At 69.0% G+C, this 21091-nt stretch carries 17 protein-coding genes; 5 read left to right on the top strand and 12 right to left on the bottom strand.

Features of this window, described 5'->3' with window-relative positions:
* Window positions 1-22: 22 nt before the first annotated feature.
* Window positions 23-1297, bottom strand: a complete 1275-nt coding sequence (locus ACW174_RS03200; protein WP_492016256.1) for a hypothetical protein — start codon at window positions 1295-1297, stop codon at window positions 23-25.
* A complete protein-coding gene (locus ACW174_RS03195; protein WP_492016255.1) occupies window positions 1294-3615 on the bottom strand; it encodes a GumC family protein in 2322 nt (773 codons plus the stop codon). The genes ACW174_RS03200 and ACW174_RS03195 overlap by 4 nt, the downstream gene beginning before the upstream one ends.
* 404 nt (window positions 3616-4019) lie before the next feature.
* On the opposite strand from ACW174_RS03195, the gene ACW174_RS03190 reads away from it, so the two are divergent.
* Window positions 4020-4364: a VanZ family protein gene (locus ACW174_RS03190; protein WP_492016254.1), complete on the top strand. Its 345-nt coding sequence runs from the start codon at window positions 4020-4022 to the stop codon at window positions 4362-4364.
* On the opposite strand, the gene ACW174_RS03185 is transcribed toward ACW174_RS03190, so the two are convergent.
* The 4 genes from ACW174_RS03185 to ACW174_RS03170 form a co-directional block, all read right to left on the bottom strand.
* A complete protein-coding gene (locus tag ACW174_RS03185) occupies window positions 4354-5367 on the bottom strand; it encodes a M48 family metalloprotease (RefSeq protein WP_492016253.1) in 1014 nt (337 codons plus the stop codon). The two genes, ACW174_RS03190 and ACW174_RS03185, sit on opposite strands and share 11 nt — an antisense overlap.
* 5 nt (window positions 5368-5372) lie before the next feature.
* Entirely contained in the window at window positions 5373-6068 is a 696-nt protein-coding gene (locus ACW174_RS03180; protein ID WP_492016252.1) for a polysaccharide biosynthesis/export family protein, read from the bottom strand.
* A gap of 18 nt (window positions 6069-6086) precedes the next feature.
* Window positions 6087-6881 (bottom strand): tyrosine-protein phosphatase, encoded by a 795-nt coding sequence (locus tag ACW174_RS03175; protein WP_492016251.1) that lies wholly within the window; start codon window positions 6879-6881, stop codon window positions 6087-6089.
* Window positions 6882-6985: 104 nt separating this feature from the next.
* On the bottom strand, window positions 6986-9187 hold the full coding sequence (locus ACW174_RS03170) for an AGE family epimerase/isomerase (protein ID WP_492016250.1): 2202 nt from the start codon (window positions 9185-9187) through the stop codon (window positions 6986-6988).
* Between the two features lie 410 nt (window positions 9188-9597).
* Between ACW174_RS03170 and ACW174_RS03165 the strand changes: the two genes are divergently transcribed.
* The gene (locus tag ACW174_RS03165; RefSeq protein ID WP_492016249.1) at window positions 9598-11535 is read left to right on the top strand and encodes a polysaccharide biosynthesis protein; all 1938 of its coding nucleotides are present in this window, start codon (window positions 9598-9600) and stop codon (window positions 11533-11535) included.
* Window positions 11536-11543: 8 nt separating this feature from the next.
* Here the strand turns inward: ACW174_RS03165 and ACW174_RS03160 are convergent, their stop codons facing one another.
* The 6 genes from ACW174_RS03160 to ACW174_RS03135 form a co-directional block, all read right to left on the bottom strand.
* On the bottom strand, window positions 11544-12104 hold the full coding sequence (locus tag ACW174_RS03160) for a sugar transferase (RefSeq protein ID WP_492016248.1): 561 nt from the start codon (window positions 12102-12104) through the stop codon (window positions 11544-11546).
* Between the two features lie 4 nt (window positions 12105-12108).
* Window positions 12109-13587, bottom strand: coding sequence for an aminotransferase class I/II-fold pyridoxal phosphate-dependent enzyme (locus ACW174_RS03155; protein ID WP_492016247.1), 1479 nt, complete (start codon window positions 13585-13587; stop codon window positions 12109-12111).
* The gene (locus tag ACW174_RS03150; protein WP_492016246.1) at window positions 13588-14196 is read right to left on the bottom strand and encodes a NeuD/PglB/VioB family sugar acetyltransferase; all 609 of its coding nucleotides are present in this window, start codon (window positions 14194-14196) and stop codon (window positions 13588-13590) included.
* A gap of 1 nt (window position 14197) precedes the next feature.
* Window positions 14198-15328 (bottom strand): UDP-N-acetylglucosamine 2-epimerase, encoded by a 1131-nt coding sequence (gene neuC / locus ACW174_RS03145; protein WP_492016245.1) that lies wholly within the window; start codon window positions 15326-15328, stop codon window positions 14198-14200.
* 2 nt (window positions 15329-15330) lie between these two features.
* On the bottom strand, window positions 15331-16377 hold the full coding sequence (gene neuB / locus ACW174_RS03140; protein ID WP_492016244.1) for an N-acetylneuraminate synthase: 1047 nt from the start codon (window positions 16375-16377) through the stop codon (window positions 15331-15333).
* Window positions 16378-16469: 92 nt separating this feature from the next.
* Window positions 16470-17351 carry an NAD-dependent epimerase/dehydratase family protein gene (locus ACW174_RS03135; protein WP_492016243.1) on the bottom strand — a complete coding sequence of 294 codons (882 nt, stop codon included), beginning with the start codon at window positions 17349-17351 and terminating at the stop codon, window positions 16470-16472.
* A 118-nt stretch (window positions 17352-17469) separates the two neighbouring features.
* Between ACW174_RS03135 and ACW174_RS03130 the strand changes: the two genes are divergently transcribed.
* Genes ACW174_RS03130 through ACW174_RS03120 form a run of 3 tightly spaced genes read left to right on the top strand, consistent with a single transcriptional unit; the run spans window position 17470 to window position 21090 of the window.
* A complete protein-coding gene (locus ACW174_RS03130) occupies window positions 17470-17715 on the top strand; it encodes an acyl carrier protein (protein ID WP_492016242.1) in 246 nt (81 codons plus the stop codon).
* A 22-nt stretch (window positions 17716-17737) separates the two neighbouring features.
* Window positions 17738-19642, top strand: coding sequence for an HAD-IIIC family phosphatase (locus ACW174_RS03125; protein WP_492016241.1), 1905 nt, complete (start codon window positions 17738-17740; stop codon window positions 19640-19642).
* Window positions 19643-19662: 20 nt separating this feature from the next.
* Window positions 19663-21090 carry an MBOAT family O-acyltransferase gene (locus ACW174_RS03120; protein ID WP_492016240.1) on the top strand — a complete coding sequence of 476 codons (1428 nt, stop codon included), beginning with the start codon at window positions 19663-19665 and terminating at the stop codon, window positions 21088-21090.
* Window position 21091: the final 1 nt, after the last annotated feature.

Raw genomic sequence — 21091 nt, 5'->3', positions numbered from 1 at the left:
CAAATCGGCCACCTTGGCGCCCTCAGTTCGCCCCCGAACCGACCCGGGTGACCGCCACGCGGTCCAGCCACACAGCGGTCCGCTGGCGGGTGTCGCCCGCCCGGGTTTCAAGGCGCAGCCACTGCCCGGAACAGGCGGCCGGCACATCGAACGTCGCGCTGAAGGGCGTCCAGACCTGGGCGCCGGGCGCGGCGGCGGGGGTCGAAAGAATCGGCAGATCGCCGGGCGCGCAGGTCAGGGTCAGGGCCAGTCGCTTGGCCGGTTCTCCGGCCTCGACCCGCGATTCGGCGCTGAGCCGGTAGCGACCGGGCGCCAGGAAGAGGAGCTGTTCGGCGATTCTGGAGGAGGCGTAGCCGTCGTAGTCGACGCGCAAGGCGGGATCGGCCGGGCGGACGTCATCGGGCACGATCTCCGCCACCACGCCGGCATCCTGGGCGAGGCGCCACTGGAACGGCTGGGGCGCCGAGGCGTCGCCGAAGCCGCCGTTGGCGACCAGGGCGGCGTTGGACGGCCGGTTCAGCCGCTGTCGAACGACCCGCACGGCCTCCAGCTGCCCCTTTTCGAGAAGCTGGATGTAGAGCTGCGCCAGTTCGTCATTGGTCAGCGGGGCTTTGCCCGCCTGCAGGAGGATCGCCAGATTGATCGCGACCTGCAGCCCGCGGGCGTCGCCGTGCAGGCTTTCCAGATAGGCCTGACGCCACGGCGGGCGGGCCGAGAGCAGGACGGCGACCTGCGGCAGGGCGCGCGGGCCGTCGGTGGCGGCGGCGGTGGTGAAAAGCTGGAACACCTGGGGCCGGATGTCCTCGCGGCGGCGCACGAGGGTGTCGGCGTGGGCGAAGGCGGAGGCGTAATCGCCCTGTTTCAGCCGATGCTGGACCAGCCAGGCGTGGGCGGGATCGTCGCGCAGGCTCCAGTTGCCGGCCAGGGTCAGGATGTCGTCGGCGACGTCCTCGCGGCCCGCCTTCGCCTCGGTCAGGCCGACCACGCGCAGGGCGCGCACATCGAAGGGGGAGCGGGCGAAGGCGTCGCGCGCCAGAGCCGCGGCCTGCGTATAGCGGCGGGGGTTGTTGTCCTTCTGGCCCGCGGCCAACTCGCTTTCGGAGGCGCGGCGCAAGACCATCGGGGAGGTGGGGGCCACGACAATGGCGAACTCGGCCGGGGCGCGCTCGACGAGTGGCTGGATCAGCACCTGCGCGCCCAGCACGACGCCCGCGACGGTGACGCCCCAGGTGGCGAACTCCGCCCCCCGGCCGCCTTTCAGCGCCGGGGCGGCGGTCCGATCCGCCGTCTTCCTCACTTGGCCTTCTTGCCTTTGGCGGAGCCTTCGGGCTCGGCGCCGTAGTTGTAGTCATACGCGTAGTCATACCCACCGTAAGTGGTGGTCTTGGCGTTGAACTTGGTCAGCACCGCGCCGAGCAGACGGGCGCGGCCCATCTTCAGGCGACGCAGGGCGCCCCGGGCCTGACCCCGACGGGTGCCGCGCGATTCCAGCACGAACAGAACGCCGCCGACCGACGCCGCCAGCACGGGCGAATCGGCGAAGCCCAGAACCGGCGGACCGTCGACGATGACGTGGTCGAAATTGGTGCGGGCCTCATTCAGGAACTGACGGAGGCGGTCGCTGCCCCACAGCTCGGCCGGGTTGGGCGGCAGCGGGCCGCAGGGGATGAAGAACAGATTGTCCTGACGCGTACGCTGGACGACCGTGGCGAGGTCGATCGAACCCGACAGCAGGTTGCTCATGCCGCGCTCGTTCTCGACGCCGACGACACGGTGCATCGAGGGATTGCGCAGGTCGCCGTCGACCAGCAGCACCCGCTTGCCGACGCGGGCCAGGTTGAGGGCCACGGCATAGGCGGTCGTGGACTTGCCCTCCGCCGGTCGGGCCGACGAGACCAGCAGGCTGCTGGGCGCCCCATCGGGGGTGGAGAACTGCAGCGCCGTTCGAAGCGAGTAATAGGCTTCGGAGAATCCGGATCGGATATCGGCGAGAGCGGCGGCCGTCGTCTGTCCCTTGTCAAGCAGGGGCACGACGCCGAGGACGGGCACGCCCAGCTTCTTCTCGACGTCGTCCGGGGTGGCGACGGTTTCGTCCAGGGCTTCCAGCACCAGGGCGGCGACGACGCCGAGGCCGAGGCCGAAGATCGCGGCCAGCGCCAGGTTGACGAGCATGTTGGGCTTGGACGGCGCCGGCGGCGGCATCGCATTGTCGACGATGGAGACGTTGTTGGTGGTCACGTTCCCGGTGACGCCGACTTCCTTGTATCGCTGCAGCAGGCCCTCATAGAGGGTGCGGGTGGTGTCCAGCTCGCGTTGCAGGATGTTGTACTGGATCGAGCGGTCGCGCAGGTCCAGCACGTCGCCTTTCAGGCCGTTGACCTGACCTTGAAGCGAACGCTCCTGATTGGCGGCGACCACATACTGGCTCTGGATCGAGGCGCGGATGTTGCTGGCCAGCGAGTTGATCTGTCCGTCGATCTCGGTGATCTGGCCGCGCAGGCGGACCATTTCCGGATAGTCGGCCTGATAGATGCTCGACTTCTGCTGATACTCGGACTCCAGCTGGGCGCGTTGCTCGCCGAGGCGCTGGATGGAGGGGTTCTGCAGCACTTCCGGCAGGGTCATGATCGGGGCCGAGCGGGCCGAACGCCAGCGCTCTTCGGCGGCGACGCGGGCGGCGCGGGCTTCCGCGAGCGACGAGTTCAGGGCCACGAGATTGTTCGAGGCCAGCGACTGGGAGCCGCCGCCGGAATCAGCGCCGCCTTCCGACGGTTCGCCGACGTTGATGATCTGCTGGTTGGCGGCGTAGGCCACCAGTTGGCGCTCCGCCTCCTCAAGGCGGCCCTTGGTCTGGGCGATGCGCTCTTCGAGGAATTCGCGGGCGTAGGCCGACGACTGGAATTTCCGGTCCAGGTTGGACTGGATGAAGTTCTCGGCGAAGCCGTTGGCGACGCGCGCGGCGACGACGGGGTCCGGGTTATCGAAACCGACGGAGACCAGACGCGAGCCGCGGACGGGCGTGACGCTCAGGCTGCCCTGCACATAGTCAAGGGCGGCGTTGCGGCGGCGCTCGGCCTGGGCGGCGGCCGAACCCGTGCGGGCGGGCGGCTCGACACCGAGATTTTCAAGCGCCTGATCCGAGCTGGCGAGGCCGAGGCTTTCAACCACGCGCTCGGCCAGCGAGCGGCTGCGCAGCAGGCCGTACTGGGTCTGGAAGAACTCTTCCCCCTGCGACATGCTCTCGCGCGGATTGACGTCCTCGCTGGAGGTGAAGACGCGGGCGGCTTCGCGGTCGATCTGCAGGGTGGCCTGGGCCGTGTAGATCGGCGTCATCAGCAGGGTGACGGCCGCGCCGATGGCCAGGGCCGCCAGGAAGCAGCCGATGATCAGGATGCGGTGCTTGATCGCCAGACGCCAGTAGGAGCCCAGATCAAACGCAGGCGCTTCATCGTGGTCGTCGGCCCACGCACCGGGCTGATTGTCATCGAAACCCGCCTCGCCGAAACCGCCGGACGCGCGGCCCGGCCGCGGATTGCGTTCGTCAGCGAAGTGATTGTCGCCCAGCATCATGCCATCCGTCAGATCATGGCGGCCGAGCCGCCGGTCGAAACACATCGGGCTGATATCGCAAAGCCCTACACCACGCACACGAATTCGCGATTGCGCGGCCCTCCGCCGCCATGTCGCGGGCGAGGCCCCTCGCGGTCAAGCACTGTCTTGTGTGTGACGGCCGATCAGGCGAGGGGCCTGAAGCCCTCTTCCTCGCCGGGCGTAAGCGAGGACCGCGCCGAAGGCGGCGAGACGGGCGACAGGCTCACTTCGCTATAGAGCCCGGCCCCTCGTCCGGCGTATGGAGCCGGTTCTGCAGTGCGGGGCAGGGCCCGTCGACGGTCGCGTGCGTCGCTGATGCGTGTCGCCATTGGAACAACCCTCCAGCCCTAAGGTACGTCCGCCCGATGACCCCGACGAATCACGGAAAGCGGCGCGGATCCGGAATTCCGAACACCCGTCTGCGGGCCATGTTCCGTACCGGGACGATAGTTTTCGCCTTCATCGTCGCGTGGTTCGCCTTCACCCCCTCGACCGGCGTGGAGAGCGGCCTGCCGTGGGACAAGGCCAATCACGCCGTGGCCTTCCTGACGTGGACACTGCTGGCCGGATGCGGCTGGCCGAGGGCCGGCGTCCTGCGCATCGCCGCGGTGATGCTGGCGCTGGGGACGGCGGTGGAGCTGATCCAGGGCCTGCCCGCCGTGGGGCGGGACGCGGACGTGTGGGACGTGGTCGCGGACATGACCGGCTTCGTCGCGGGCTGGGGCCTGTTGGCGGTGTCCGGCGTCCGGACACGGCTGGGCCTCAGGGAATGAGATCGCGGTTTCCGGCGCGGCGCGCCGCGATGTCGTCGAGGGCCGCAGCCAGCGCCGCGCGACGCTCGGCGCTCGGCGCATAGACCCGCCCGCGCGGGTCGATCTGGGGCCAGGCGGCGAACAGGTCCTGCGCGCTGTAACGATCCAGCACGACCACCGCGGCGGCCGGATCATAGCCGGCCCGGGCCAGCAGATAGAGGCCCAGCCGGTCGGCGTCGGCCTCCATCGTCGCGTGCGGGCCGCGCCTCAGGGTCAGTGCATCGGTCCGCGCGCCGCGCTGCCCCGGCGTCGCGGGACCGCTGACGTGCTCCAGCACCGCATGGGCCAGTTCGTGCGCCACGACGAAGGCCAGTTCGTCATCGTTGCGCGCCAGCCCCGCCATGCCGGTCGTGATCTGGATCAGACCGCGGCCGACATTGCCGCGCAGGCTGCGCTGGATGACGATCTGCGTGGTGTAGGCGCAGGCCGGTACAGGGGTCAGGGTCAGGGTCCGGGTCGTGTCGCCGCGACCGACCGACAGCCGCGTCGGCCCCGACGCGACCACCCTGTCCAGGCGGTCGAGGTTGGCCTGCAGACCGTCGTAGCTTTCCTGCCGTTGCGATACGCCTTCGGCCATCGGCTGATCGTTCGCGGACAGGATGACGTCGCCGGGCGCCAGACCGGCCCGCTGCGCCGGGCTGTCGTCGGGGGCCGTCAGAACGCCGGGCAGGTCGCCCCGCAATCCGAAGCGCTGTTCGGCCAGGGGGCGCAGTTCAGGCCCGTACTGGGCGGCGGACTGCAGCGCCCAGCCGGCGCGGGGAAGGGTCGCCGGGCACAGGTCGGCGTTGGCCCGCATCAACCGCCACGACACCCGGGCCAGACGGGCGTCCTGCGCATTCAGCGCCGAGAGCCGGGCTTCTGGCGGGGCGACGTCGCGACCGCTCGATGCTGACGAACCCCCGCATCCCGCCGCGCCGAGGCCGAGGGCCAGCAGGGCGGCGAGACTGAGGGTCCTGAAAGCCAAGCGCCTTAGAACGGACGGAAGACCGACAGCGCCGGCAGGGCGCCCACGACTTCACGCATGACCGAGTTGAGGCGCGAGGTGTCGACCACGATGATGTCGTCGCCCAGCACGGTGGGATCGCTGGCGCGCCCCTGACGGATGGCCTGAAGGTCGAACAGGGCGACGGAGCGCTGACCGTCGACGGTGCGGAACACGGCGACCTTGGTCAGGTCGGCGACGCGGCTGGGGCCTTCGGCCATGGCCACGGCCTGCAGCAGGGAGGTGGTTCCGCGCATCTCGTAGACGCCCGGCTTGGTCACGGCGCCGTCGACGGTGATCTTCTGGCTGGCGGCCTCGGTCACGGTGACGGTGACCTGCGGGTTGCGCAGGTACTGGGCGCTCAGCCGGGTGGCGATATCGGCGGACAGTTCGCCCGAGGTGCGGTCGGCGGCGCGCACGGCGCCGATCAGCGGCATCTGAAGATTGCCCGAGGTGTCGACCGTCAGCGAATCGAAGGACAGGTCCGTCACCTGGAAGACGCGGACGGCCAGTTTGTCGCCGACGCCGATGCGATACTCCGCCTGGGGGGCGGCGGTGGAGTGGGCGGTCTGCAGATCGACGGGCTGTGCCGCCGTCATCTGGGTCACGTCCATCTTGGGACCGCCGCAGGCGGCAAGCAGGGTGGCCGTGGCGAACAGGACCAGCGGGAGGGCGCGCATCATGCGACAGTCACCTTGAAATCAGGCGGCCTTGAAAAGCCGTTTGAAGAAACCCGGCCGGGAGGCCGGACGGGGGGCGCCGACCGCGGGCGGAACCGAAGCAGGCGTAGCGTTGTCCAGTACTGCGAGGGGTCGGGTCAACACCATGTCTTTCGCGGCCTGCTCGCCGAGGCGTTGCGAAACGGCCTCAACGGCCTCGGACAGGACCGGAGCGCGGCTGCGAAGATTGTGGGCGTCGGTCGCCAGAATGTGGACGATGCCGTCGTCCAGCATCCGTTCGGCCCAATACTGCGTGCGTTTGCCGAAGCGGCCGGTGACGGAGCCGGCGGTGATCTGCATCCACGCCCCGGCCTGGGCCATCTGGACCATCAGATCGTACTGGTCCTCGACCCAGCGCAGGCGTTCCGGGTGGGTGATCAGGGGATGGAAGCCCGCCGACATGCAGTCGAACACCGCGTCCGCCATGCGCGGCGGCGGGGTGTTGTGCGGCGGCTCGAACAGGAAATAGCGGGTGTCGGCGAGAGTCAGCTTCGATCCGTCGCGCAGGCCCGACGCCAGGCCCGGGACCAGATGCACATCCGCCCCCGTGACGAGGCGCAGCGGGATGTCGGCCTTGTCCAGTTCCGCCTGCAGGGCGACCACGGCGGCGCGGACGCCGTCGGACGTGTTCTCGTAATAGCCCGGCATCATGTGCGGAGTGCAGGCGGTCACGGTGATTCCGTCGGCCACGGCGATCCGGGCCATGGCCAGCGAGGTCTCCAGATCCGGGGCGCCGTCGTCGATTCCCGGCAGGATATGACAGTGAAGATCGATCACATCGGTCTCGTGGGGCTGCTGCGTCCCTGACAGGAGACGCTTGCGGCTGAACAGGGGATGAAGGGCCGCCCCCGCGGTCGGGCCTCTAACGCGACGCCGGGCGGTTAGTTCAGTCCGCGCGGCGCGTCGCTGATGATACCCGCTGCGGCGGCGGCGCACACCTGATCGAAGGCGCCGATGATGTGGTACAGCGAACTGGCCGGGGCCGGTTCGTCGGTGAAGGCGCCCGCGGGCTCCAGCTTGTCGCGCCAGGCGCCGTTGGGCCGCAGATACAGGGCCAGACCCGCCGCCGCCTTGCGGGCCTCGGCCAGCCGTTGCTCGCGTTCCGAACCCTGGGCCAGTTCCGCCATCGCCAGCGCGGCGCGCAGCCATTCGGTCTGGGGCCACAGACGGGCGCGGGCGCTGCGGATCGACAGGCTGTCATCCAGTTCGTCCACGGCCACGCCCCGGCGCGGATCGATCCCGCGCAGGCCGTGCAGATAAAGCCGCTTCGCCGCCGCCATCGCCCGATCATCGTGCCGGTTCAGGGCGTGGCGGGACAGCAGCCAGGCCCATTCGAACTGATGCCCGGGCTCGACCAGACGGCCGTCCTCGCCCGCGGCCGGGCGCCAGTCGGCGTCGAAGAATTCCCGCAGGAAGCCGCCTCCGGCGTCGATGAACCGGGTCAGGGCCAGGTCAGCCAGGCTGTCGGCGATGTCGTTCCAGCGTGGATCGACGCCGCGCGCGGCCCAGGCCTGCGCCGCCTCGAACAGGTGCATGTTGGCGTTGGCCTGGTACGGATGGTCGCCGCTTTCCCGCCAGCCGCCGTTGGGCAGGCGTTCGGCGTACAGGCGATCCAGCATGACGGCGGCCTGCGTCTCGCAGCGCGCGGTCTCGATCCCGGCGGCGTGGACGGCGGACAGGGCCAGCAGGGTGAAGGCCTGTTCGTACAGGACGACGCCGTCATCCTGCACCGAGCCGTCGGCGTTCAGCGCATTGCGCACCGCGCCGTCGGGCCGCAGGTAGCCGTCGAGGAAGCGGTCCAGGCCGCGTTCCACCCGTTCCCGCCACGGCCCGGCCCAGCCGGCCGCCCCGGCGCGGGCGAAGACATAGATCTGGCGGGTCTGGACGCGGGCGCGGCGACGACTTTCGACCGGGCGGCCTTCCAGCGTCAGGGTCTCGACGAACGATCCGTCCCCATGGGCGCCCAGCGTCGCCCACAGCGGCAGGGCGGCGGTCCGCATCCAGTCGCCGAAACGCCGGTAGGGCGCGGTCTCGGCGGTGTCGGGCACGTCAGCATGGCGCGGGGCCTCGGTCTTGACCCGGTCGACCACCGCCTTGACGTCCTGGGCCCGCGACAGGTCGCAGACGAGGACCGCGTCGTTCTCGGCGATGACCGCGATGTTGGACACGCCCAGGGTCGCCACCACCATGCCGTCGGCGGCGCGGACAAGGACGTTGTCGCTGTCGACGCCGATATGCAGGCCGGTGTGGCCCGCGCCGGTCGCCAGCACAGAATCCCACGCGCCGACATCAGACCATTCGAAATCGACGGGCAGGACGGAGGTTCGGTCGCTCTTCTCCATCACCGCATAGTCGATGGAGATGCGCGGGGCGGTGCGGAAGGCGTCGGTCAGGCGAACCAGCGGCCCGGTCAGATCGGCCGGGAGGGCGTTGCGGGCGGCCTCGGCGATCTCGGGCGCATGGCGGGTGAGTTCGTCCATCAGGGCGGCGCCCGACACGATGAAATTGCCGCTGTTCCACAGGAAGCCGTCGGCCAGATAGCGGGCGGCGGTCGCGGCGTCGGGCTTTTCGACGAAGCGTTTGACGGGCGAAAGGCCCGGTGTCTCGGGGCTGATGTAGCCATAGGCCGGGGAGGGCCAGGTCGGGGTGACGCCCAGGGTCACGATGCGTCCGCGCGCGGCTTCCTCGGCGGCGACGCGGACGGCGGCGCGGAAGGCTTCCGCGTCCGGGATATGGTGGTCAGACGCGATGATGGCGGCGACGCCTTCCGGGTCACGACGCTGGACGAAGGCGGCGGCGGCGGCCATGGCGGGACCGGAATCGCGGGCCTCGGGCTCCAGAAGGATGGTGGCCTCGACGCCGATGGCGGACAGTTCGGCGGCGATGGCGTCCGCGTGACCCAGACCCGCGACCACCACCACATCGCCCTCGGCGGCCAGCGGCGTCACGCGCAGCACCGTCTCCTGGAACAGGGAGCGAGCGCCGGTCAAAGGCAGGAATTGCTTGGGGCGTCCGGGGCGCGAGGCGGGCCACAGGCGCGAACCGGCTCCACCGCACATGATCACCGGATAGATCTTCATCATTCCCCCGCGCGCCGCGACTGGCCTGCTTCTAGAGACAGAATGCCCCGACGTCTCGGCCCAGTTTGGCCCCTGACATCGGTCGTGCAACCGCCGTCGGCCCGTCCAGCTTGAAGAAATCGCGGTTTTTGTAGAGAAGACCTGCTCTGGAATACTTCCGTTCGGTCACGGGGCGAAGTGTTGTGGCCCATACGTGACAGGACCGGAATAAGGCGTTAGAACGCCGGAACTTTTCCGGTGTGCGCCCATTGGAGCGCCTCGGGGTGGGCGTTCTGGCGGGTCATCCGCGCGGGCGTTCGCGATTTTGAGCGACCGAAGTGGAGGGCGACGGGACTTCGTCAGCGTACTGTGACAGCGGGCACTATTACTCTGGTGCAAGCGTCCGGTCGACGAACCTGTCAGACAGGACTGTTTTGGGTAACGCGAACGCACTGCTGATCCGGGGTCTGAAGGTTACGGCGCGCGCCACGGTGCGCGTTGTCGCGATGTTGGGCGGTTATCTGGTGGCGTCGGGCAACGGCCTGACCCCCGATGCGATCATGGACGCGGTGCAGTCGGCCTGGCATTTCGCCCTGGCCTTCGCGGTGCTGGGCTTCGGGCTGGACCTGTTCTTCCGCACCGACCGGGCGCTGTGGCGCTACGTCTCGATCGTCGACGTCGGGCCGATCGTCCGGACCGCCCTGCTGTCGGCGGCCATCTTCCTCGCCTTCAGCTTCTTCCTGGAACGGGGCGCGTCCCTGCCGCGCTCGACCCTGCTGATCGTGCCGGTCCTGGACATCGGCCTGACGCTGGCGCTGGTGCTGCTGCGCCGCATCCTGCACGACAAGGAGGCCCTGCGCGCCATCGCTCCGTTCGTGGGCGCCAGCGACGAACGCAAGCCGCTGATCGTCGTCGGTGCCATGGATCGGGCCGAGACCTTCCTGCGCGAACTGGCCCGAAGCGGCGAGGCCTACCGCCCGGCGGGGATCGTCACCGACACCCGCGGCGCCGCGATGCGCGAACTGCGCGGCGTGCCGGTGCTGTCCAACTCCACGGCGGCGTTCGAGATCCTCGAGGATTTGCTGGCCCACGATATCGAGGCCGCCATTGTCTTCCTTGATGACTCCCTCACCCCGGTGGACTTCGGCGTCGAACGTCTGGGTCAGCTGCGGACGAAGGGGGTGCATCTGCTGCGGGCGCCCAGCCTCGTCGAGATGGGCGGCAAGGCCGACGAGCCGGTCATGCGCAAATTCGAGCTGGAAGAGCTGTTGGCCCGCCCGCCCGTGCGCCTCGCCGACGGCCCCCTGCGGGCGCTGGTCGCGGGCAAGCGGGTGCTGGTCACCGGCGCCGGCGGCTCGATCGGCTCGGAGATCTGCCGTCAGGTGGCCAGCCTGGGCTGCGGCCATCTGGTGCTGATCGACCATTCGGAGTTCGGCCTGTTCAAGATCGACCAGGAAATCGGTCACCGCTGGTCGACCCTGTCGCGCCGTGAGTACCTTTACGATGTGCGCAACAAGGCCCTGTTGAACGAGGCCTTCGCCGCCGAACGTCCGGACGTCGTCTTCCACGCCGCCGCCCTGAAACACGTGCCGCTGATGGAGAAGCACCCGTGCGAGAGCGTGCTGACCAATGTGGTCGGCACCTGGAATGTCGCCGAGGCCGCCAACGCCGCCGACGTCAAGCACATGGTCTTCATCTCGACCGACAAGGCGGTCGATCCGCCGAACGTCATGGGGGCGACCAAGCGTCTGGCCGAGGCCGTCGTGCGCGCCCAGCAGACCGGGAAAGGCAATACGCGGTTCAGCGTCGTGCGCTTCGGCAATGTGCTGGGCTCCGCCGGGTCTGTCGTTCCGACCTTCCGGGCGCAGATCGAGCGCGGCGGGCCGGTGACGCTGACCCATCCCGATATCGAACGCTATTTCATGACCATCCCGGAGGCGGTCCAGCTGGTGCTGCACGCCACGGCGCATTCGGCCGGGCAGCCGGACGGGCCGATGGGCGTCTTCGTGCTGGATATGGGCAAGCCGGTGAAGATCATCGATCTGGCCCGCCAGCTGATCGGTCTCTACGGCAAGGTTCCGGGCAAGGACATCGAGATCGAGGTCACGGGCCTGCGCCCCGGCGAGAAACTGTTCGAGGAACTGGTCGATTCCAGCGAGGTCGCCGCGATGTGCGGTCAGAGCCTGATGTGCGTCACTGATCGCATCGAAGGCGCGCGGATGACCGAGCGGGTCGTGCAGAAGCTCGAGCAGGTGGCCCGCCACGGCGACAACGCCGCCGCCCGCGCCCTGATCTTCGAGGTTCTGGCCCGCGTCCGCACCGTCGGCGACGAGCGCGCGCTGGGGGAAGTGGTGCCGATCAAGCGGGCCTGACGTCGGTCCTAGTGCGAGATGTCCCGCGCCCGCAGGACCTTGCCGATCGTCATCCAGATTGTCCTGAGGTCGAGGCCGAAGGTCCGGTTCTGCAGATAGAAGACATCCAGCCGGACCTTGTCGGGGATCGGCAGCTCGTCGCGCCCGTTGACCTGGGCCCAACCGGTCAGGCCGGGTCGCAGGGTGTGGACGCCGTGTTCCGTGCGCAGGGCGATCAGGTCGTCCTGATTGAACAGGGCCGGGCGCGGGCCGACGATCGACATGTCTCCGACCAGGATGCTCCACAACTGGGGCAGTTCGTCGAGGCTGGACTTGCGGAGCAGGCCGCCGATAGGCGTCAGCCACGCGGTCGTGTCGGTCAGCAGGTGGGTCGCCACCGCCGGGGTTTCGGTGCGCATGGAGCGGAATTTGGGCATGCGGAAGAGGGCGTTGTCCCGCCCGACCCGGTCCGACCAGTAGAGCGCAGGGCCTTTCGAGGTCAGCTTCACCGCCACCGCCGTGAGCAGCATGACCGGCGACAGGACGATCAGGGCGCCGCCCGCCATCAGGACATCAAACGCGCGTTTCACGGGATCAACGGACCTTCAGGATGCTTCGCATGGCGTAGATGATCCGGTCGATCTCGGCCCGCGTCATGTTGGAGCCGGACGGCATGCACAGGCCGTGTTCAAAGATATGATCCGCGACGCTCCCGTTGCCGTGGGCGAAGTGGCGGCAGTGGGCGAAGACGGGCTGCTGGTGCATCGGCTTCCAGACCGGGCGCGCCTCGATCATCTCGTCGGCGAGGCGCTGGATGACCTCGGTGGCGCTGACGCCCGCGATCCGCGGGTCGATGGTCAGGGCCGAGAGCCAGCGGTTGGACCAGCTCCACTCCGGCTCGGGCTGCCAGTCCAGACCGGGGACGCCGGACAGGCCTTCCCGATAGGCGTCATGCACCGCCCGGCGTGAGGCAACCCGGTCGCCCAGCACCTGCAGCTGGCCCCGTCCAACCCCCGCCAGGATGTTCGACATGCGGTAGTTGAAGCCGATCTGGCTGTGCTGATAGTGGGGCGCCGGGTCCCGCGCCTGCGTCGCCAGAAAGCGCGCCTGTCGGATCAGATCCTCGTCGTCGGACACCAGCATGCCCCCGCCCGAGGTGGTGATGATCTTGTTGCCGTTGAACGAGAAGACCCCCATCAGGCCGAACGAGCCGGACGCCTTGCCCTTGTAGGTCGCGCCCAGGCTTTCGGCGGCGTCCTCGATCATCGGCACGCCATAGCGGTTACAGAGCGCCAGGATCGGATCCATGTCGGCGCTCTGGCCGTACAGGTTCACCACGATGACCGCCCTGGGCATCCAGCCTTCGGCCCTGGCGGCGTCAAAGGCGCGCTCCAGCGCCACCGGCGACATGTTCCAGCTGTCGGGTTCGCTGTCGATAAAGACAGGCTCGCCGCCCTCGTAGACGATGGGGTTGGCCGAGGCCGCGAACGTCAGGGTCGAGCAGAAGACCTTGTCGCCCGGCTTCACCCCCAGCATCCGGACGGCCAGATGGATGGCGGCCGTGCCCGACGACAGGGCGGCGGCGTGCTTGACCCCGGCCAGCGCCGCGATCTCGCGTTCGAAGGCGTCCACATTGGGCCCCAGCGGCGCGATCCAGTTGGTGCGGAAGGCCTCTTCCACGAAATGCAGTTCGGCCTCGCCCATGTGCGGGGTCGACAGCAGGATCGGCGCGCCGATGTCGCGGCGGTTCAGCACCCGGACGACCCGGCCCTCGCCGTCGATCAGCGGCAGGTGGTTGATCTCGTGGGCATCCATCAGACCCAGCGCCGCCTTGCGCGTGACCTCTTCCGGCGCGGTGACGGAGACGAGGTCGGGCAGGGCGTCCAGCGTATCGCCCATCTCCGACCCGGCCAGCAGCAGGCGGCGCAGGTCGCCGTCGGTGACGGTGCGCTGGAAGCGTCCGTCCGCGTCGACCAGCAGCAGCATCTGCATGCCGGAAGCGTTGATGGTGGCCATGGCGTCGCGGATCGTGGCGGTCCGGGGGGCGCTGAAGGAGTCGACTTCGGTGGTCATTCAGGAGGCTTTCGGGACGGCGGGGACGCCGGTCCAGGTCTGATGGGCGGCCACGTCGCGGGTCACGACCGCGCCGGCGCCGATGGTCACGTCGTCGCCGATCGCCACGAAGGGCAGGACCACGGCGCCCGCGCCGATCAGGCAGCGCGCGCCGACGGTGACGCCGCCGCCGAGGCTGGCGTTGGGGGCGATATGGCTGAAATCGCCGACGACGCAGTCATGATCCACCACCGCGCCGTGATTGACGATCACCCCGCGTCCCACCACGGCCGTGGGCCCAATGACAGCCGAGGCGGCGATGAAGGCGCCCTCCGCCACCGAGGCGAAACGGGACACGGACGCCGCCGGATGAACCACGGTCAGGGCCGCTCCGCCGACGGCGACAGCCTCCGCGGACAGGCGTTCGCGCACCGCATTGGCGCCGATGGCGACATGGAAGGACAGGCCTGCCAACGATTGCGCCACGGACGGGGTGGTGACCGGCAGGCCCAGCAGGTCCGGAGCGGGGGCGTCGGCGCGGGCGGCGACCCCGGACAGGACCGCCCCGCCTTCCAGCAGGGCGTCCAGCACCACCTTCGCATGCCCGCCGGCGCCGATCAGATGGATCATCTCAGTACCCGTTGACCTTCATCATCAGGGCCCCGTCCAGCGGGACGGAGGCCAGCAGACGGGCGATGCGCGGCCCGGCCTGACCGTCGCCGTAGACGTTGGCGGGCGCAAGCCGTCCGGTGGACATCAGGTCCGCGATCCCGGCGGCCAGCGCTTCGCTGTTCGCGGCGATGTCGCGGACGTTGGCGTTGCGCTCCCTCAGGTTCTGACGCGGGCCGACGTTCAGCACCGGGGTGCCGAAGCTGGCGGCCTCGATGATTCCGGCGCTGGAATTGCCGATCATCAGATCAGCGTGGGCCATTGCGGCGATGAAGGCGGGGCGGGCCAGATGGGTGCGCACGGTGATGTCGGGCGTGCCTTTCGCCTCGGTCAGGACCGCGCGGACGCCGTCGCTGCCCGCGTCGGCGTTTGGCATCAGGGCCAGCACCTGCAGGCCTGCGTCGGTCAGCCCCCTCAGGATGCGGCGGGTGTCGTCGGCGGCGGTCGCGGCCTCCTGCAGCACCGGGTGATAGACCATCAGGGCGAAGGGCCGCTCCGGGTCCAGGCCGTGAAGGCGCGTGACCTCGGTCAGGTCGGGCAGTTCGGCGTCGGCCAGACCATCGAGGCCCGGTGCGCCGGTGACATGGACATTGGCCGGGGTCTCGCCCATCCGGACCAGCCGCTCGGCCGCTTCCCGCGTGGCGGTGAAATGCAGGTGGCTGAGTTTGGAGATGGCGTGACGCACGGGCTCGTCAACCGTGCCGGATCGCTCGCCGCCGTGGATGTGCGCGACGGGAATGTTCAGGTGGATCGCCGCCAGCGCGCCGGCCAGCATCTCGCCCCGGTCGCCCAGCAGCAGGACCACATCGGGCCGCTCGCTCTCCAGCGCATCGGTGAAGGCCGTGACCATGGTTCCCAGGTTGCGGGCCATGGTGGAGCCGGTCGCGGGCTCCAGCGGTACGGGGACGCGGGCGGCGATACGCAGCCCCGCGGCCTCGATCTCGTCGGCGGTATGCCCATAGGCCTGCGACAGGTGCATGCCGGTGACGATCACCGACAGGTCAAGCTCCAGATGGTCGCGCAGGATCAACAGCGTCGATCGCATCAGGCCGAAGTCGGCGCGGGTGCCGCTGATGTAGCAGATGCGCCGCATGGTCAGACCATGGCCTCGCCCGACAGCAGGTCCCAGGTCAGGGGCTGGCCCGCCTCGACGTCATCCTGCAGGGCGCGGCCCGGCAGGGTGTGGAAGAAGCGCGGCGCGATGCCCGTGGCGGGACGCAGCAGGATGAGGTCAGCCTCGGTCAGCACATGGCCGGCGGTCAGGGCGGTGCGGGCCATGACTGACCGGCGCGCCACCGCGCGGACGGGGATTTCGGCCGCCGTCGGGGCCTTGACGGGAGAGCCCAGCGCGGCCTCGACGTCGCGGATCTGGCCCACCAGATCGGTCAGTTGCCCGACCGTCAGGGAGGCGCGGTGGTCGGGGCCGGGCAGGGTGATGTCGAGCGTGAAATGCTTCTCGATCACCGTCGCGCCCAGCGCCACGGCGGCGGTCGAGACGGCGAGGCCGAGGGTGTGGTCGGAATAGCCGATGGGCAGGCCGGTGACCTCGGCGATGGTCCCCATGGCGCGCAGGTTCACATCGGACGGGGCGGCCGGATAGTTGGAGGTGCAGTGCAGGATGGTCAGCACCTCATCCAGCGGCGCGGTCAGGTCATGCTTCGCGCGGGTCTCGGCGATGACAGCGACGGCGTCGGTGATCTCCTCCATCGTGGCCATGCCGGTCGAGACGATCAGCGGCCGGTCCAGCGCCGCCAGATGGCGCAGGAAGGGGTGGTTCACGATCTCGCCGGAGGGGACCTTGATCCGCTTCATCCCCGAGCCGACGAGGAAATCGGCCGCCTCCTCGTCGAAGGGCGTCGACATGAACTCGATGCCGACCTCGGCGCAGCGGGTGATCAGGCGGTGATGCAGGTCCTCCGACATCTCCAAGGCCTTCAGCATCGCGTGCTGGTCGCCCTCGCCGGTCTCGCGCTTCTGGTAGTCGGCCTTCTCCGCGCCGGGCGCGGCCAGCTTGTCGGCCGAGAAGGTCTGGAACTTGACCGCGTCGGCGCCCGCCGCCCTGGCGGCGTCGACCATGGCCAGCGCGCGATCGGCGTCGCCATTATGATTCACGCCGGCTTCGGCGATGATGAAGACGCTCAAAAGGCTCCTCCCGGATACCGGCCCGGTCTAGCTCAAGCCGGACGGCGCAGGTAGCCGCAGATTGCGAAAAGCCTGTGGTCGAAGGACCGGGGTCAGGGCGCCCAGCCCAGTGTCTCGCGGGTATGGGCGATCTCGACCTCCAGGTCGCCGAACAACTGGGACGCCATCGCGCCCTTGCCCAGCAGTCTCAGCGGCAGGCTGAGGAAGGCCGGCGGCACGGGCAGCAGTGTGATTGACCGGCCCTGGGCGGCCGCCATGCGCTCCAGCAACGCGCGGGTCGAGAGCGGCGCGCCGTCGCTGACGAGGAAGGTCTGGCCCGCTGCGGCCGGATGATCGATCACCATGTCGATCAGACGGCACAAGGTGTCGCGGGACACCAGATCGCGCCGGTTCCTCGTCACCAGACCGAAGGGCAGGGGCAGCCCCTTGGCGATCACCCTGTTCAGCGTCGCCAGATTGCCCTTCGGGTCCGGCCCGGTGATCAGGGGCGGGCGGATGACCACGACCTCCAGCCCCGTCCCGGCGGCGATGGCGTGAAGCGCCAGTTCGGCCTCATGCTTGGACAGGGCGTAGGGCGAATGGGGGCGCGGGGGATCATCGTGGCGGAACGGGACGCCGTCGGTCGCGGCCCCGTTCACACCGATGCTGGAAATGAAGACGAACCGTCGCACGCCCGCCGCCACGGCCTGCCGGGCCAGGGCTGCAGTGGCCTCGGTGTTCACCGCCCGGAACAGGGCCAGCGGGTCGTCGGACGTCTCGCGCATCACGTGCGCGCGGGCGGCGCAGTGGACGACGGTGTCGATCCCGGTCAGGGCCACGCTCCAGTCGGTGTCGACGGACAGATCGCCGACGGCGACTGCGCCGGGGCCGGCGTCTGTGCGCACGGCGGCGCGAACGGCGCGGGCTCTTGCGATCAGATGATCGACGACGGCCCGGCCCAGAAAGCCGGTCGCGCCGGTGACGAGAATGGTCATCCGTCCCCCTCCTCATGGAGAAACACTCGGGTTTTCCTCCTACAGGGTTGGCCTGAGGTTCGAAACGAGGCATTCGATCAGGAACTGTCTCGCTGAACTCTCCCTGGATGCCTAGACCATGTCCGACACCGCAATTTACGCGAAGCTGACCGAGATTTTTCGCGACGTCTTCGATGACGAAGACCTGACCCCGACCGCTGAAACGACCGCCGATGAAGTCGAGGAATGGGACAGCCTGAGCCACATCCGGCTGATGCTGTCGGTGGAGAAGGCGTTCGGCGTGCGCTTCTCGACCGTCGAACTCGGTGGGTTGAAGAAGGTCGGGGATCTGGTCGCCCTGATCCAGACCAAACAGGCCGCCTGATCCGGCCTCGAACGGACACAGAATGAGTGATCGCGGCAACCTGTTCTGGCTTCCGCCGAAGCCGGCGGATTTCGCCGACCGGCTGAAGGCCGCGCAGGCGGGCGAGGGCGCACTGGCGCCCGAGCTGAAGCTGCTGGCCAACCATGCGCTGGACATCAACGGGCTGAACCGTCTGGCCAAGGCCCTGCGCAAGGCGCGGCAGGACGGGCGGTCGCTCAGGCCGCTGGGCGCCTTCCGGCTGGGCCTGCTGAGCAACTCGACCACCTCGCTGGTGGCCCCCGCGCTGGAGGCCACGGCCCTGCGCTACGGGCTGGCGATGGAGGTCGTCGAGGCGCCCTTCGGCCAGATCGTGCAGGAGGCGCTGGACCCGGACTCGCTGCTGGCGACCGCCGACCTCGACGCCATCCTGATCGCCGTGGACGTGCACGGCCTGCCGTTGGCGGGCACGCCGGGCGACAGTGAGCGCGCCGAGGCGACGCTGAACGGCGTGCTGGCCCAGTTCGATCTGATCCGTCAGGGTTTGCGCGCCAACACGAAGGCGGCGCTGATCTGGCAGACCGCGCCGCGCCTGCCCGAGACCCTGTTCGGCAGCTATGATTTCCGGCTTCCCGGCACCCATCGCTGGCTGGTGGATCAACTGAACCGGCGACTGGCCGACAGCCTGCCCGATGACGAACTTCTGGTCGATATCGCCGGTCTGGCCGAGACGCTCGGCCTCGACGCCTGGCATGACCCGGTCATGCGCAACATCGGCAAGCTGCCCTTCGCGCAGGAGTTCGCGCCCGTCTATGCCGAGCACGTGGCGCGGGTGATCGCGGCGGTGCGCGGCAAGAGCCGCAAGACGCTGGTGCTGGACCTCGACAACACCGTCTGGGGCGGGATCATCGGCGACGACGGTCTGGAGGGCATCGCCATCGGCCAGGGCTCGGGCCTCGGCGAGGCGCACCTGTCGGTGCAGCGCGCGGCCCTGGACCTGCACGGGCGGGGCGTGGTGCTGGCCGTGTCGTCCAAGAACGAGGATGCGGCGGCGCGCCTGCCGTTCCGCGAGCATGCCGACATGCTGCTGAAGGAGGACCATATCGCGGTCTTCCAGGCTAACTGGATCGACAAGGCGACCAATCTGGCGACGATCGCCGACGCCCTGACGCTGGGCCGCGACGCGCTGGTCTTCCTTGATGACAATCCCGCCGAACGGCATCAGGTGCGCGGCGCCCATCCCGAGATCGCCGTGCCCGAACTTCCCGCGGACGCCGCCCTTTATGCGCGGGCGCTGAACGCGGGCGGCTATTTCGAGGCGGTGGCCTTCTCGGACGACGACCGCAAACGCTCGGGCTTCTACAAGGAGAACGCCAAACGGCTTCAGCTCCAGGGCAGTGCGGGGTCGCTGGACGCCTATCACGCCTCGCTGGAGATGGTGGCCACGTTCCAGCCGTTCGATGCGGTCGGCCGATCGCGCATCTCGCAACTGATCAACAAGTCCAACCAGTTCAACCTGACCACCCGCCGCTATACCGAGGCGCAGGTGGCGGAGGCCGAGGCCGATCCGGCCCGCTTCACCCTTCAGGTGCGGCTGGCCGACGTGTTCGGCGACAACGGCATGATCTCGGTGGTGATCGCGGAGCGCGGCGCCGAGGATTGGGAGATCGACACCTGGCTGATGAGTTGCCGGGTGCTGGGCCGCCGCGTCGATGAGGCCGTGCTGGCCGAGTTGGCGCGGGAAGCGAAGGCGGCGGGGGCGAAGGGCCTCATCGGTCGCTTCATTCCCAGCGAGAAGAACATGATGGTCGCGAAGCACTACGAAAAACTGGGCTTCGAAAAGATCGACGAGACGGACGGGGGTGAGACGGTCTGGCGCCTGACGCTCGCGGACGTGGCCGAGACGGCCCTGCCCATGCAGATCGTGCGCCCAGCCGCCGCGCAGGCCTAGCGGGCGTACGGGGGAGAGAGATGCAGTTCACCTCTGAGGCCTTCCTGGGTTTCGTGCTGATCGCCGCCCTGCTGGCGCAGCCGTTGCGCGGGGCGTGGCGGACCAATTTCCTGATCGTCCTGAACGCCGTTTTCGCGGCCAGCTTCATCGCCTCCCCGCTGGCGGCGGTCCCGCTCATCGCCTTCGTGCTGGCCGGCTATGGCGCGCTGATGCTGGTCGAGCGGCGCAAGGTCGGCCATGCGGTGTCGCTGAGCGTACTGGTGCTGGTGGCGGTCTTCATCTGGCTGAAACGGTATCCGTTCGTCGCCGCCGTGCCGCCCGTGCCGTTCGAATACGCCGTGGTGGGGCTGTCCTACATCCTGTTCCGCCTGCTTCATCTGGTGCTCGAGGTCGGGGACGGGGCGCAGGGGCGACCGTCTTTCCCGCGCTATCTGGCCTATCTGTTCTTCTTCCCGGCCTTCCTGTCCGGACCGATCAATCGCTACGAGAGGTTCGAGCGGGATCTGGACCAGCCTGCGGGCATGGACGCCGACGACGCTTGGCGAACCCTGCGCCGTTTCCTGACCGGATTCGCCAAGGTGGCGGTCGTCGGTGAACTGATCCTGATGGTGCAGGGGATGTTCGCCGGGCGGCTGGATGCGGCGGTGGCGGCGGGCGGCCCATGGGTCATGATCGCCGGCCTCTACGCCTTCGCGGCGGGGCTGTACCTGCTGTTCCTCTACGCGAACTTCTCCGGCTACACCGACATGGCCATCGCGGTCGGTCGGCTGTTCGGGATCGTCCTGCCCGAGAATTTCAACCGCCCCTTCATGGCGACCAATTTCCAGGACTTCTGGTCGCGCTGGCACATCACCCTGTCGGAGTGGTTCCGGGTCTATTTCTTCAACCCGCTGCTGAAGCTGATGATGGGCCGGATCACCTCGGTGAAGGCCATGCCCTATCTTGGCGTGCTGGCCCTGTTCATCACCTTTGTGGTGCTGGGCTTCTGGCACGGATCGTCGTGGGAATACCTGCTGACCGGCGTGCTGCTGGGGACCGGCATCTCGCTGAACAAGCTGTATCAGGTCGAGATGACCCGGCGGCTGGGCAAGAAGCCGTATCAGGCGCTGACGAAGCGCCCCGCCTATCTGTGGGCGTCGCGGGGACTGACCCTGGCCTGGGTGTCGCTCAGCCTGACGCCGTTCTGGATCGCCGTGCCCGGCATCGGCGCCTTGCTGGGCGCGGGCGGAGCGCTGGCCTTCGGACTGACGCTGGTGGTCATGTCGGTCGCCTTCGCCATGCCGATCCTCGTGCTGACCCGGCTGTGGCCGAGGATCGACGGCGTCTGGGCGCGGGCCGGTCGGGCGACCGTGGTGCGCGTGCTGGTGCTGGCGGGATTGATGCTGCTTCTGGTCTTCGCCGTGCCCCTGCTGAACTCCTCCTCCGACTTCGTTTATCAGGCGTTCTGAC

It is taken from the genome of Brevundimonas sp. AVps31, assembly GCF_058681355.1.
This window is presented reverse-complemented; position numbering and strand designations above follow the sequence as displayed.

Coding starts and splice junctions, on each gene's coding strand:
- ACW174_RS03195 (WP_492016255.1), bottom strand. CDS start 3,615: ATGTGTTTCGACCGGCGGCTCGGCCGCCATGATCTGACGGATGGCATG.
- ACW174_RS03190 (WP_492016254.1), top strand. CDS start 4,020: ATGTTCCGTACCGGGACGATAGTTTTCGCCTTCATCGTCGCGTGGTTC.
- ACW174_RS03180 (WP_492016252.1), bottom strand. CDS start 6,068: ATGATGCGCGCCCTCCCGCTGGTCCTGTTCGCCACGGCCACCCTGCTT.
- ACW174_RS03170 (WP_492016250.1), bottom strand. CDS start 9,187: ATGATGAAGATCTATCCGGTGATCATGTGCGGTGGAGCCGGTTCGCGC.
- ACW174_RS03155 (WP_492016247.1), bottom strand. CDS start 13,587: ATGACCACCGAAGTCGACTCCTTCAGCGCCCCCCGGACCGCCACGATC.
- ACW174_RS03150 (WP_492016246.1), bottom strand. CDS start 14,196: ATGATCCATCTGATCGGCGCCGGCGGGCATGCGAAGGTGGTGCTGGAC.
- neuC (WP_492016245.1), bottom strand. CDS start 15,328: ATGCGGCGCATCTGCTACATCAGCGGCACCCGCGCCGACTTCGGCCTG.
- ACW174_RS03135 (WP_492016243.1), bottom strand. CDS start 17,351: ATGACCATTCTCGTCACCGGCGCGACCGGCTTTCTGGGCCGGGCCGTC.
- ACW174_RS03130 (WP_492016242.1), top strand. CDS start 17,470: ATGTCCGACACCGCAATTTACGCGAAGCTGACCGAGATTTTTCGCGAC.
- ACW174_RS03125 (WP_492016241.1), top strand. CDS start 17,738: ATGAGTGATCGCGGCAACCTGTTCTGGCTTCCGCCGAAGCCGGCGGAT.
- ACW174_RS03120 (WP_492016240.1), top strand. CDS start 19,663: ATGCAGTTCACCTCTGAGGCCTTCCTGGGTTTCGTGCTGATCGCCGCC.